Annotated in this window: 13 protein-coding genes; 7 read left to right on the forward strand and 6 right to left on the reverse strand. The window is 53.0% G+C overall.

Annotation, left to right across the window (positions count from 1 at the left end; translation table 11 throughout):
* The first annotated feature begins 66 nt into the window (after window positions 1-66).
* The 5 genes from QMO62_RS20150 to QMO62_RS20170 all read left to right on the forward strand — a co-directional run bounded on the left by QMO62_RS20150 (window position 67) and on the right by QMO62_RS20170 (window position 3,203).
* Window positions 67-501, forward strand: a complete 435-nt coding sequence (locus QMO62_RS20150; protein ID WP_284643699.1) for a BrxA/BrxB family bacilliredoxin — start codon at window positions 67-69, stop codon at window positions 499-501.
* A gap of 108 nt (window positions 502-609) precedes the next feature.
* Window positions 610-1,419 (forward strand): NAD(+) synthase, encoded by an 810-nt coding sequence (nadE, locus tag QMO62_RS20155; RefSeq protein ID WP_284643700.1) that lies wholly within the window; start codon window positions 610-612, stop codon window positions 1,417-1,419.
* A 169-nt stretch (window positions 1,420-1,588) separates the two neighbouring features.
* Window positions 1,589-2,446 carry a MurR/RpiR family transcriptional regulator gene (locus tag QMO62_RS20160; RefSeq protein ID WP_284643702.1) on the forward strand — a complete coding sequence of 286 codons (858 nt, stop codon included), beginning with the start codon at window positions 1,589-1,591 and terminating at the stop codon, window positions 2,444-2,446.
* 135 nt (window positions 2,447-2,581) lie between these two features.
* A complete protein-coding gene (gene acpS, locus QMO62_RS20165; protein ID WP_284643704.1) occupies window positions 2,582-2,977 on the forward strand; it encodes a holo-ACP synthase in 396 nt (131 codons plus the stop codon).
* A 67-nt stretch (window positions 2,978-3,044) separates the two neighbouring features.
* Window positions 3,045-3,203 carry a hypothetical protein gene (locus QMO62_RS20170; RefSeq protein ID WP_284643706.1) on the forward strand — a complete coding sequence of 53 codons (159 nt, stop codon included), beginning with the start codon at window positions 3,045-3,047 and terminating at the stop codon, window positions 3,201-3,203.
* A gap of 286 nt (window positions 3,204-3,489) precedes the next feature.
* On the opposite strand, the gene QMO62_RS20175 is transcribed toward QMO62_RS20170, so the two are convergent.
* The 3 genes from QMO62_RS20175 to QMO62_RS20185 form a co-directional block, all read right to left on the reverse strand.
* Window positions 3,490-3,867: a c-type cytochrome gene (locus QMO62_RS20175; RefSeq protein WP_284643708.1), complete on the reverse strand. Its 378-nt coding sequence runs from the start codon at window positions 3,865-3,867 to the stop codon at window positions 3,490-3,492.
* Entirely contained in the window at window positions 3,864-4,442 is a 579-nt protein-coding gene (locus QMO62_RS20180; RefSeq protein WP_284643709.1) for a hypothetical protein, read from the reverse strand. Before QMO62_RS20180 ends, QMO62_RS20175 begins: the two co-directional genes overlap by 4 nt.
* 69 nt (window positions 4,443-4,511) lie before the next feature.
* Complete coding sequence (locus QMO62_RS20185; RefSeq protein ID WP_284643711.1) at window positions 4,512-5,396, reverse strand: AraC family transcriptional regulator; 885 nt, start codon at window positions 5,394-5,396, stop codon at window positions 4,512-4,514.
* 41 nt (window positions 5,397-5,437) lie between these two features.
* Here QMO62_RS20185 and mutY point away from each other — a divergent pair, with 41 nt between their 5' ends.
* On the forward strand, window positions 5,438-6,583 hold the full coding sequence (gene mutY / locus QMO62_RS20190; protein WP_284643713.1) for an A/G-specific adenine glycosylase: 1,146 nt from the start codon (window positions 5,438-5,440) through the stop codon (window positions 6,581-6,583).
* Between the two features lie 23 nt (window positions 6,584-6,606).
* Here mutY and QMO62_RS20195 read toward each other — a convergent pair whose 3' ends face one another.
* From QMO62_RS20195 to QMO62_RS20205, 3 genes are all read right to left on the reverse strand, one after another.
* On the reverse strand, window positions 6,607-8,151 hold the full coding sequence (locus QMO62_RS20195; RefSeq protein ID WP_284643715.1) for a copper amine oxidase N-terminal domain-containing protein: 1,545 nt from the start codon (window positions 8,149-8,151) through the stop codon (window positions 6,607-6,609).
* A gap of 88 nt (window positions 8,152-8,239) precedes the next feature.
* Entirely contained in the window at window positions 8,240-8,923 is a 684-nt protein-coding gene (locus tag QMO62_RS20200) for a Crp/Fnr family transcriptional regulator (protein WP_284643717.1), read from the reverse strand.
* A gap of 42 nt (window positions 8,924-8,965) precedes the next feature.
* Entirely contained in the window at window positions 8,966-10,087 is a 1,122-nt protein-coding gene (locus tag QMO62_RS20205) for an HD-GYP domain-containing protein (protein ID WP_284643719.1), read from the reverse strand.
* Between the two features lie 456 nt (window positions 10,088-10,543).
* Between QMO62_RS20205 and QMO62_RS20210 the strand changes: the two genes are divergently transcribed.
* Window positions 10,544-12,139: an extracellular solute-binding protein gene (locus tag QMO62_RS20210; protein ID WP_284643721.1), complete on the forward strand. Its 1,596-nt coding sequence runs from the start codon at window positions 10,544-10,546 to the stop codon at window positions 12,137-12,139.
* Window positions 12,140-12,179 lie beyond the last annotated feature (40 nt).

Consider the following 12,179-nt stretch of genomic DNA (forward strand, 5'->3'; position numbering starts at 1 on the left):
CGATGTATAATAAGGTCATAAGGATACTTACTATACCGATATGTTGAAAAAGGAGTGAATGGAAGCATGTCTATGTCCTTTGAGGCATTCATGAGAAATAGTGTTCAACCGATGCGCGATGAGCTTACTCGTCTTGGTATCGAAGAGCTGACTACACCGGAGCAAGTGGAGGAAGCGCTCAGCAATCAAGAGGGGACGGCGCTCATCGTTGTCAACTCGGTTTGCGGTTGTGCTGCGGGTCAATGCCGTCCGGGCGTAGCCAAGGCGCTGCAGAACGATGTGAAGCCCGACCGCCTGTTCACCGTGTTCGCAGGCCAAGATAAAGAAGCTACAGCGAAGGCACGCGAATATTTCGCTCCGTATCCGCCGTCGTCGCCTTCCATCGCTTTGATGAAGGACGGTCAGCTGGTGCATTTCATCCAGCGTCATCAGGTGGAGGATCGCTCTGCAGAGATGATCGCCGCCGATTTGATCGGCGCTTTTAACGAATACTGCAAATAATCGCAGTCCCCGGACTCCTGCCGACTTAGCGCGGCGGGAGTTTTTGTATTGTAACGAACGGGGCCGGACGGTTATACTAAATAGAAAAATGAGGAAGAGGTGCTCCCCATGACATTACAGCAGGAGATCATCGCAAAGCTCGGTGTGAAGCCCGAGATTGACGTCGATGCGGAAATTCGCAAGCGGGTTGATTTTTTGAAGGAATATGTTGTGAAGGCGGGCGTAGAGGGTCTGCTGATTGCCATTAGCGGCGGGATTGACAGTGCGGTGGCGACAGGCCTTTGCAAAATGGCGACCGATGAACTGACGGCGGAGAAGGGCCGTGAATATAAGACGGTCGGTGTATTTCAGCCTTATGGCGAGCAGGCGGACATTGCGGACAGCTATGCTACAGCGGAAGCGTTCCAGCTGAAGTACCGCATCGAGACGAACATCGAGGAAGCGGTGAACGAAATCGCGCTTGAAGCGGAGCATGGGCTGAAGTCGATTGGAGTTCACAAGCACCTGAGCCGCGGCGGCAAAGGAAACGTGAAAGCCAGAACCCGGATGGTCATGCAGTATGCCTTAGCCTTCGAGTTGAACCTGCTCGTTGTGGGTACGGACCATGCCTCCGAGGCGATTACCGGCTTCTTCACGAAGTACGGTGACGGTGCCGTAGACATCACGCCGCTAAGCTCGCTGAACAAGCGTCAGGTTAGGCAGCTGGCGTCGAAGCTTGGTGTTCCGCAGAGCGTGCTCGATAAGGCCCCGACGGCAGGCCTCTGGGAAGGCCAGACGGACGAGCAGGAACTCGGCATTACGTACGGCGACAACAGCGATTATCTCGAGGGCAAGCAGATTTCGGCGGATGCGCAAGCGAAGCTGGAGAAGCAGTACTTGCGAACAGAGCATAAGCGCGCTCCGATTCCTGGAATTTAACGATATGCAGCAAAACCATCAATGCCGAGGGCTGCCTCATAAAGCGCGTTGATGGTTTTTTCATTGCACTATCGTTTACACTCAGGAAAAAGGGGAGACTGCCTGTCCGTCGGTGACTGTGATATGATATAACCAAGGATAACAGTTCAACGAGCGGGGGAGACATACGATGTCTAAGTCTGAGGTTAGCGCGATTCAAGTGAAGATCAACAGCTTGAAGAATGCCTTAACAGCCTCTGAGAGCAAGGTAGCGGAGTTTATCCGGGACCGGTTCGAGCAGGTCATTTATTTATCGGTAACCGACCTGGCGGAGCAAGCGGATGTAGGTGAGACGACGGTGCTCCGCTTTTGCCGGAAGCTCGGGTATAAAGGATATCAGGAATTTAAATTGGCGCTCGCGCAAAATCATGCGGTAGCTTCTTCCTCAATAGTTGGCGGCTTCGACGAGAATGACGAAATTCAAGCTATTATGCAGAAGGCAGCCTCGGCGAATATAAAGGCGCTGCAGGAGACGATGACACTGCTCGATTCCAAGAAGGTAGAGGAAGTGGCGATCCTTTTGCTGAGCGCAAGACGAATTCATTTCTATGGCGTGGGAGTGTCGGGAATTACGGCGGTGGATGCCAAGAGCAAATTTCTCCGTATCGGGATCGCAACGGAAGCGGTCACAGACTCCCATCTGCAGGCAATGTCAGCAGCTACGCTGGGGGAAAAGGATGTGGCGATTGGACTCACCGTCTCCGGCAGCACTAAGGATACCATTGATGCGCTTCGGATCGCCAAGGAGAATGGAGCCGGCACAGTAGCAATTACCCAGTTCGCTAAGTCGCCGATTACGAAAACAGCGGATCATATTCTGCTGACTGCGGGAAAGGAGCTTCCTTTTGACGGGGGCTCGGTTGCCGGTAAAATGGCGCAGCTGCTCGTCATCGATATCCTGTTCTCCGTCATTGCGACCCGGATTAAGGAGAAAGCGCAGCTGTATAAGGAGAAAACGGCTAAAGCCGTGGTGGACAAGATCTATTAAGGGGTTTATCCCTATGGCTCAGGGGGTCTGCAGCTGTGTTGGGGGCTTATCCCCACTGCTCAGGTAGGGTGAGCTCATGAGGCTGGGAGAACTCTCTGGGGTTGCCTTATAGACCTCGGAGGAAGGAGGCGGCATATGATCATCGGTGTTGGGACCGATTTGCTGGAGATTGAGCGCATTCGGCGAATATTGAACAGCTCGGCCGGAGACCGTTTCCTCGAGCGGGTGCTGACACCGCCGGAGCGGGAGCTGGCAGCGAAGCGGCGGGGCCGGCTGGCGGAGTTTCTGGCAGGCCGGTTCGCCGCTAAGGAAGCGCTGGTGAAGGCGCTGGGCTGCGGTATCGGCAAAGAGGTCGGCTTCCAGGACCTCTCCGTGCTGCCGGATGCCAAGGGAAAGCCCACGGCGCAGCTCGCTGAGGCCGCCTGGCTGAGAATCGGCCTGGCGCCGGATGCGGTGACACTGCACGTCAGCATTACGCACAGCGAGAGCATGGCCATGGCCTACGCCATTGCCGAGCAGCCGCATAATTAAAGGGAAGGCAGTCCATACTATGGTTACCTTTGTCGAAAGTTCCAGTCCGTAACAGGAGGTGCCCGCCATGTACGATCCCCATGATGAGAGCGTATGTCCGCAATGTGGCTATCGTCTGCTGCAAAGGAAGGAAACGTATGACAGCTTCGAGACGAAAGAGATGGAGCCTTTGGATTGCCCCCGATGCCGGCAGCGCAAGCCCTTCGGCTTTTTTTACTCGGAATAAACGCGAAAACCGTCCCTGCCATGTTTGGTTGCAGGGACGGTTGTTTTTTGTAGTGCGAAGGCGAAAGCTGCAAACGTGCAGAAATTTACGACCCTAATCCAAGTTCAGCATGAGATTTGTGATAAAACGCATCTTTCAGAAGCCACCGTGGCTGAAAATGGGCTAGCAGCCTGGAAATTCTGCATATTCGCAGAAATCTATTCAGTTTTGATAGGCAATCAGGAAAAAAATTGTATTTTTGCAGAAATGCCGTCGCCCTCAGCAGATCTGCTGCCACCGGCAAGCGTTACTTCTTCTCCGCCAGCCAAGCGGCAAGCGCCTCTGCTTCCTCCGGCTTCAGCTTCCCGCCGAATCCCGGCATTCCATTGCCGCCTTGATTGATCTGCTTTGCAATCTGCTCTTTGTTCATTCGAGATCCAACCTTCTGCAGGTTCGTGTTCGGTCCGATCTTCCCTTCCAGACTCCCACCGTGGCAGGAGAGACAGTTTTTGGCATAGACCGTTTGAATCTCATCGGAGGCCCCGGCCATCGCCTGCTCCTTGGTCATGCCGCTGCCACCGCCCTTCCCTCCGCCGCCGAAAGGCTCGGGGCTGTTTTGCGTTCCACAGCCGGACATGAGCACCGCCACCAAAGCCAGTGATACCAACCCTGTAATCCGTTTCATCGCATTCTACGCCTCCTGTTCCATACCGAAATCATCCAGCCGACGGCCAGCAGGCTGAGTCCTCCGAAGCCTCCGACCAGCAGCGAGCTATAACCCAGATAATAAAATGCGGCACAGGCCGTCACAGCAAACATCCATAAGCTGAGCCAGAACAGCGGAAGCCCGAGCCGGGGAGAGGCCAGCGCGAACCCAAAGGAGAGCGCGAAGCCTTGAAGCACGGGCCAGAAGAACCATGTAACGGCTCCGACCCGTTGCAGTACTATGAGTCCGCCGATCCCTATCGCGAGCGGCACCAGCCAAGCGAGCCCATCCCGGGCCGCGGCAGCCGCCACGGAGCGACGGGCTCCCAGAACGACCGTTACCGCCACGGCCGTCCACAACACCACAGCTTGATACAAGCTGACATCCCGCCACTGGCCCATAAATTCCACGATGGCCGCCACAATCCACTGAAGCCCCCACACATACAAAAATGCAGCATAAGGCCGCGCAGCCTCGCGGGACCCCTTAAGCTGCGGTACCCTACTTGTGCCTCCGGAAGCGCCTTTACGCCGGGAAGCCGCGGTTTCCGTCATAATGCTTTTTCACCACACCATCCACCTGTTTTCCCCAGCGTACACTTTTCCCAAAATGAAGTCAAACCGTCAGCGAAACGGGGCAAACCGATGCTTTTTCGCATATTCCCGAGGCGATTGTCCGGTCACCTTCTTGAAAATGCGGCTGAAATAAAACTCATCCGTATAGCCTACACTGCCTGCAATCGATTTCAAACGATAGTCGGACAGCACCAATAGCTCCTTCGCACGGTCCACGCGCAGGTGAGTCAAATAGTCGATCGGGCTGTAGCCGATATATTTTTTGAACAGGCGGGAGTAGTGGCTCACGCTGAGCCCGGCCATTTGGGCGAGACTCTCCAGGGTCAGAGACTCTTGATAATGCTGAGCCATATAATCCTGGGTCAGCTCGATGGCTGCTGTCGTATCGCCGGCGATTTTCTGCGTCCGGAAGTCCTGGATCAAGGCCAGCAGAAATTCATGCAGCAAAATATTGCGCCGCATCGCCGTCATATGCCCGCGCCGCTTCCACAGCGTATCCATCTGCTCGAACAAATAGATCAGTTGAGGCGCATTCGTTACCGTGTACATGCCTTCCAGCGGAAATCCCGTCTCAGCCGCACTGCGATAAATCCACTGTTCCTTCTCCTCGTAACATTCCGTATAATGAAATCGTAGAAAGTAATATTCCAGCGGCTGTTCCGGGTCCGTCTTCCGTTCGACCTTCATACCCGGAGCGAAGCAGAACAGCTTGCCCGGCTCCGCCGGATAATGTGTGCCGCCGATGGTGAAGGTGCCCTTGCCTTTGACGACAAGCCAGATGGAGTGATGCCGAATCTCTCGGGGCTTATGGTACCAGTGAGGCTCGCATTTCTGGTGTCCGACCATCAGGATGGAGATTACCAGCTTATTCAGACGGGAAGCGAGTTCTCCGGGAGTCAGCATGTTCATCGTCCTTTCATGGCGTTTATTCACTACATTATACCCCGATCCTATACCTAAGAGAAGGAGACAACATGTATCCAGCAGAGCAAAAATCTTACTTCAGCCGCGAGCTGTTAGCCTGGTACCGTCAAAGCAAGCGGGACCTGCCGTGGCGTCGCAGCCGAAACCCTTATCACATCTGGGTATCGGAAATTATGCTGCAGCAAACGAGAGTCGAAACGGTCAAGCCGTATTTTCATAGATTCATAGAAAAGTTCCCTACCATTGAAGCGCTGGCCGAGGCGCCGGAAGAGGAGGTGTTGAAGTGCTGGGAGGGACTCGGTTATTACTCGCGGGCCAGGAATCTTCAGACGGCCGTTCGGGAGGTTCAGGAGCGGTATGGCGGCGTCGTGCCGGACACGAAGGAGGGAGTCTCCTCGCTCAGAGGCGTCGGTCCGTACACGGCCGGAGCCATTCTGAGCATCGCGTATAACAAGCCTGAGCCGGCGGTAGACGGGAACGTCATGCGGGTGCTTTCCCGTTACTTCCTGATCGAAGAGGATATTATGAAAGGCAGCACGCGTGTTCTTATGGAAAAGCTGGCGCAGGAGCTCATCCCCGAGGGGGCTGCCGGCGATTTCAACCAAGCGCTCATGGAGCTGGGCGCCATGGTCTGCACTCCGCGCTCGCCGCACTGCCTCACCTGCCCGGTGCTCGCCCACTGTTCCGGCCGGGAGGCCGGAATGGAGGAGGCGCTGCCGGTCAAGAAGAAGGCGAAGCCCCCGCGCCCCGAGCAGCGCCTCGCTGCGCTCGTCGAAGGCACGCGCGAGCACGCCGGGCGCGTGCTCATCCGCCAGCGCCCGGCCGAAGGCCTGCTGGCGCGCATGTGGGAGCTGCCGCACACCGCGGCCCCCGCTGACTCGTCAGCGGGCACCGCGCCTGCGGCAGCGAGCCTTCCGGCCGCCCATGCGGTGCTGGGCGGCCACCTGGCCGCGGACGGCATCGGCGTCCGCCCGGCGGCGTGGCTCCTGCACGCGGAGCACACCTTCAGCCATATCCATTGGGATATGGAGGTGTATGTGTGCCATGCGGAGCCATCGCCCGTGCCGGGCCTGGAGCCGCCCTTGCCGGCGGCGTACCGATGGATCGCGGAGGAGGAGATGGAACAGTACCCGTTCCCTAACGTCTTCCTGCGGATCCTGCGGGAATATTTCCGGCAGCGGCAAAACAATAGCTAGCTGCATTAAAAAGCCCCGCCGAATCAGGCGGGGCTAAATACGTTGAATCTTCGAAACGTATGTTGAGGCCTATCGAATACATACACATCGCCATTGGAATCCACGACAAGCAAGGATTCCTGCGTCATTTCAAATGGCTGCAACGGACGGCTATAACGGAAATCCTCATAGGCCTTCGTTTCAGGATTATATTGTCCCTGTGTGTAATTGAGCTCCTTGAAGGTAACATAGGGAGTGATCTCGCCCTTCGTGCTGATTTGAACCACCTTGTCTTTGTCAGCAGCATAAAAGTATCCATTGGCCGCAGTCACCGCGAGCAAGTCCGGCATTTTGAGCTTTACCCGCTCCTTCACTCCTTCTGGGGCCAATTCATATAAAGTGGAGGAAGTCTGATCCAGCAAAAACGTTTGGTCCCCTAATACCAAGGAGGTAAGCCTCATCGTGGCTTGCAGCCCCGACTCGAAACGGGCAGTGCTCGGTTGGCCTGCTTGATTCGTTGTATGCAAATGCCGGTGGAACACGTCACTGAAAGTAAAGCCTTGCCCGTTTGGGCCTAGGAGCACATTCCGATCGGAATGGAGTATAGTGTCCATATCCGCCGAATAGAAGGCAGCCTTTACCTCAGGCCGCAATTCATAAAAAATCATCCGTTTGAAGTCCGGATCAAAGGATTCCGCAAGAAGAAATACCTTATCCGAAGCTTCATCATAAAAGAGCTTGACTGGTTGCAGCTTGTTAAATATCAGTTCCTTTTCGCTTTGTCTTTGATTTTTGTAGGTCAGGTTGAAACGCTTGTCTATAGTAATGATGGAGGTGGCTGACAACAAATCTTTTTGAGGCCGGTATATTTTTACGGCGAATGTACCGATGTCTTGAGAAGAGCTTTCCCGCTTATTTTCTAGATAGTAAATGTCCCCTCCCTTTGTTATGACCATACCTAATAGGGTCGTTATTCTGTAATCACTCGGTGTTCTGAAGGGGCCGTATGACTGGTATGGTTCGTAAATAGGCACGGACGCCGAAATCTGCATTAAATTATCAACCGTCACCTTTTCGAGCCGCTTTTTGCTGTCAACAGCCGCTGCCGGCTTAGGCTCTTTGCCGGTGTCCTCCTTAGGAGAAAGCGTAATTTTGCGGGAAGCTGCGTCATAGCTTACCTGCTGCCCGAAGTACTCAGAGACGAAGCGTAATGGCACCATGGTCACATCGTTCTGGATAGAAGCAGCTTGTTCCAAGGCAACGGGCTTGCCGTTAACAATGGCTTCCATGCTCCCAACGGTCACCTCAAGTGTTTGGTTCGGGCCTTGCATGGTAATTTTCCTCGAAGGCTCGTCCCATTGAACGCTCACTCCTACTGCTTCGCTAATAAACCGCAACGGAACGAGTGTCGTTGAACCCTCAAGTACGGGAGGCGTTGGGAGCACTACGGCTCTGCTTCCCACATTGGCCTGAACCTCATCCAGGGTTAGTACAATGTCGCTCTCTTTCCCCGCAGAGAAGACCGTGCCCGAGGTCGGAAGCAAGCTAAAGCTCAGCAAAGATAATAGGAAAATGCTCTTTGATTTCATCCGGAAAGCTCCTTCTCTCGCTGCATGTATAGTTAATATTACAAAAAAGCCATCCCCCATTCGCTGGGGGATTACATCGACCTATGAATTAGTAAATCATCTTCTTCAGCCCGTCCACATTTTTTACAAAAATAAACTTCTTTTCGATCGTAATCGTATCGTCCTCCTGCAGCTCCTGCAGCACCTTCGTCACCGATTCCCGCACCGTACCGACCATGTTGGCCAACTGCTGATGGGTCAGCTTCATGTTGATCAAGATGCCGTTCGGCTTCACGATACCGTACTCCTCCGACAGGCGATAAATCGTTTTGATGGTCCGTGTCCGTACATCCAGAAACGTTAAATCATAAATTTGCTCATTGGCCTTCCGCAGCCGTTCCATCGTAACCTCGAGCAGCTTAAGGCTGATGGTCGGGTTCCGTTCCATGAACTGGTAGAACTCGGACCGGACCAGCGTGTAGATCGAGCTGAGCTCAAGCGTCTCGGCTGTGGCGGAACGGGTCAGTCCCTTCTGCATCAGCGACATTTCCCCGAAGAAATCGCCGTCTCGGAACAGGGAGAGGATGATCTCCTTGGCGTTATCGATCCGATAAATTTTGACGACACCGCTCTGAATCAGGAAAAACTCTTCTCCTGTATCGCCCTCGAAGAACAGAATCGTCCCCTTCTTATATTTCCGCTCGACAAATAAGGGGGCGATGGTCTCGAGCTCCGGGACGGTTAAATCTTGGAACAAAGGAACATTTTTCAATAAGGGGATTAACTTGCTCATGGAACACATCACTCTTTTCCGATCATGTATTTCGCAAGCGTGTCAATGGACCAGCGCATCTTCTCCGACTCGGAAAATCATGATGTGCAGATGGCGGGACAAGTCTATTTCGTAAGGATGCTTCAGATCCTCACCGCTTGGGGAGGTCAGCACTCGAACCACGGGACGCTGCTTATAAGAATGGTTAATGCGAGAGACCAAGCCGCTTTCGCCCGTGCTTAGCCGTACGCTTAACCCGACGGGGTATATCGCGACCTTGTTGCGGAAGCCTTCCACCTTACACTTATCATACAACGTTCCGGCTCCGGCGAAAAGCATTTCTAATGCATAATCGGGAGGAATTGCAGACCGATAAGGACGCGGGTTGATCATGGCGTCATAGGCGTCGAGCAAGCCGACCCATTGGGCGAATGAATGAATGCTGCTTCCGGATAGACCGGAGGGGTATCCTCCTCCGCTAAACTTCTCATGATGCTGTAACGCACAGTGTGCGGCCAGCAAGGGCATGCCGGGGAGTTCCTTGAGAATTTTGTAGCCGTACTCGGTGTGCTTCTGAATTTCGCTGTACTCTTGCGGTGAGAGAGAGGAGTCCTTCTGCAGCAGCTTAGGGGATATTAGCGAATTGCCGATATCGTGAAACATACCGCCTAATGCGATGGCGTAGAGATCATCTTTGGTGAACCGCTCCGTCAGGCCGAGCCGGGTTGCATAGACACAAACGTTTACGGCATTTTGCGTAAAATGTTCCATCGGCGAATGGCTTCTTCGGTTGAGGTCCATCAGCACGATCGTATCGTCGTTCGGTCTGGAGCTTGCTTGCACGTCATCCAGTATCCCCTGGACCGATTGGGTTGCCGCTTTAGCAAACATCAGCTTCTCTGTGTTGCTTAACTCGCCTCCGCTGCTCATCATCGTTTGAAAAATGCGGAGCAGGTTCCCGCGAACCAAGGTACGGGTTTCCTCCCGCAGCGGGTCCTCGATCCGGATGTCGTCCGTTCTGGGGTCTTCAATGTATAGCTGATGAAAGCCCATTTGTCTCAGCCGGGTAAGAACTCCTTGGGTTAGCTCGACATGGTACCCGAGAAGCGTCTTTCCTTCCTCGGTGACGATAGGCTTCCCGAGGCGCATGCCAGGTTGTATGAAGGATATGGGAAGTAGTCTCATGAATGGATCACCCTTATTCTGTAGCTTAGAATCAGGCTGCACTACGGCAGGTCGTCGTAGCATCCATTATTTCACAGGCGGTCAAAATAATCTGTGGCGTTTGCAACAAAAATAAGAAAAAAGACATGGGTTTTTACCGGATTCCCCTTATTCTACCATGTAAAAAGTCCTTGAATTCCTTGAAACCAAACTGTTACAAGAGTCTTTATTGGTATTCGGTATGGATAAAAAGACCTGAATGGTGTGCTAAGGAACCTATAGTTATCCATTTGTACCCTGATAGCGGGCTTTTATTGAATGTTGAATATGAAATTAATTTTTGGTGATGGGCAATATCCGCTTTTTAGGATGAAGAAGTGAATTGGTGATTTACTTACATGGTTTGCCTGGGCTACTGTTAGTTTGTCGAAAGCGACGGACTTGGCAACAGGAAATCCAGAAAGGGGATATTTCAAAATGAGAACAACCACAAAGAAATCATTAGCTCTCTCCCTGGCTGTAGTAATGACAGGAAGCTTGGTGGCCGGATGTACAGGCAAGGATGCGGCACCCGCCCAGTCTGCAGAAGGAAGCAAAACTCCGACAAAACCAATCACTTTGACGTACTGGACAGATTTAACGAGCAATGCGGCGGCAAGCGTCACCAGCCTAGGACAGGTTGAAATGTACAAAGAGCTTGAGAAGCGCACGGGAGTGAAGGTGAATTTCAAGCACCCGGCTGCGGGTCAGGTCGCTGAGCAATTCGGATTGCTGGTAGCCTCCAATGATTTGACGGACGTAATCGAGTACGGGTGGGTTAATTATCCCGGTGGCCCGAACAAAGCGATCGAGGATGGAATCATCATCAAGCTTAATGATCTGATCGACAAGCATGCTCCTAATCTCAAAAGGATTCTGGACAGCCATCCTGAGGTGAAGAAGCAAATCAGCACGGATAACGGAAATATTTATGCTTTTCCTTCACTTAACATTCAGAAGAACCGGGTTTTCGGCGGCATCATGGTGCGGAAGGACTGGTTGGATGAGCTTGGACTTGCCCAGCCGGAAACGATCGACGACTGGGAGAAGGTATTAAAGGCATTCAAGGAGAAGAAGGGTGCCACCACTCCATTCACCTTGACCAAAGGACATATAGGCGGGATCCCGGGCTTCTTGGAAGCCTTCGGAGTGAACAACGACTTTTATGTCGATAACGGCGTCGTCAAGTATGGTCCGTATGAGCCGGCCTATCAGCAGTTTCTGACGCTGTTCAGCAAATGGTACAAAGAGGGATTGATCGACAAGGATTTCGCTACCAATGACACTAAAGCGTTCGATTCCAAGGTGACAACGGAGAAAGCGGGAGCCTTCCCAGGTTATATCGGAAGCAGTATGGGCAAGTTTATTCCGGCATTGAAGGGGAAAAGTCCGAACGTCAGCCTGGTGATGGTCCAGTACCCGGTAGCCGTCAAAGGCAGTACACCCAAGTTTATTCCACGAGATTGGGAGTATAACGCCTTTGGAGCCGCCGCCATTTCCACTTCCAATAAGCATCCGGAGGAAACGGTGAAGTGGCTGGACTATCTCTACGGCAGCGAAGGGCATATGCTCAAAAATTTCGGCGTTGAGGGTCTAACTTATAAAATGGAAAACGGGTATCCGAAATATACGGATCTCATTATGAAAAATCCCGATAAGCTGTCGATTGGGGAAGCGATGGGCAAATACTTTAGGGCGAACTATCCGAGCCCTGGATTGGCCGACGATCGGTACCTTGAGCAATATTACGATTTCCCTCAGCAGAAGGAGGCACTGACCACCTTGTCCAAGTACGCGGACAATGCGGTAAAGGTTCTGATGCCTCCCGCGACAAACACGCCGGAGGAGGCAGAGCAGCTTTCCAAAATTATGGCGGAGGTCAAGACCTATCAGAGCGAAATGCTGTTTAAGTTTATTATGGGCGTAGAGCCGGTCGAGAACTTCGATAAATACAGGGAGCAGCTGAAGAAGATGAATATTGAAAAGGCGATCAGCATGAAACAGGCCGCGCTGGACCGCTATAACAAGAGATAGAGCAGAAACCTAAAAGGGAGGTGGATTCCTCCCTTTTTCC

This window comes from Paenibacillus silviterrae, assembly GCF_030167925.1.
In the GTDB taxonomy this organism is placed as follows: Bacteria; Bacillota; Bacilli; order Paenibacillales; family NBRC-103111; genus Paenibacillus_G; species Paenibacillus_G silviterrae.

Coding starts and splice junctions, on each gene's coding strand:
- QMO62_RS20150 (WP_284643699.1), top strand. CDS start 67: ATGTCTATGTCCTTTGAGGCATTCATGAGAAATAGTGTTCAACCGATG.
- nadE (WP_284643700.1), top strand. CDS start 610: ATGACATTACAGCAGGAGATCATCGCAAAGCTCGGTGTGAAGCCCGAG.
- QMO62_RS20160 (WP_284643702.1), top strand. CDS start 1,589: ATGTCTAAGTCTGAGGTTAGCGCGATTCAAGTGAAGATCAACAGCTTG.
- acpS (WP_284643704.1), top strand. CDS start 2,582: ATGATCATCGGTGTTGGGACCGATTTGCTGGAGATTGAGCGCATTCGG.
- QMO62_RS20170 (WP_284643706.1), top strand. CDS start 3,045: ATGTACGATCCCCATGATGAGAGCGTATGTCCGCAATGTGGCTATCGT.
- QMO62_RS20175 (WP_284643708.1), bottom strand. CDS start 3,867: ATGAAACGGATTACAGGGTTGGTATCACTGGCTTTGGTGGCGGTGCTC.
- QMO62_RS20180 (WP_284643709.1), bottom strand. CDS start 4,442: ATGACGGAAACCGCGGCTTCCCGGCGTAAAGGCGCTTCCGGAGGCACA.
- mutY (WP_284643713.1), top strand. CDS start 5,438: ATGTATCCAGCAGAGCAAAAATCTTACTTCAGCCGCGAGCTGTTAGCC.
- QMO62_RS20195 (WP_284643715.1), bottom strand. CDS start 8,151: ATGAAATCAAAGAGCATTTTCCTATTATCTTTGCTGAGCTTTAGCTTG.
- QMO62_RS20200 (WP_284643717.1), bottom strand. CDS start 8,923: ATGAGCAAGTTAATCCCCTTATTGAAAAATGTTCCTTTGTTCCAAGAT.
- QMO62_RS20205 (WP_284643719.1), bottom strand. CDS start 10,087: ATGAGACTACTTCCCATATCCTTCATACAACCTGGCATGCGCCTCGGG.
- QMO62_RS20210 (WP_284643721.1), top strand. CDS start 10,544: ATGAGAACAACCACAAAGAAATCATTAGCTCTCTCCCTGGCTGTAGTA.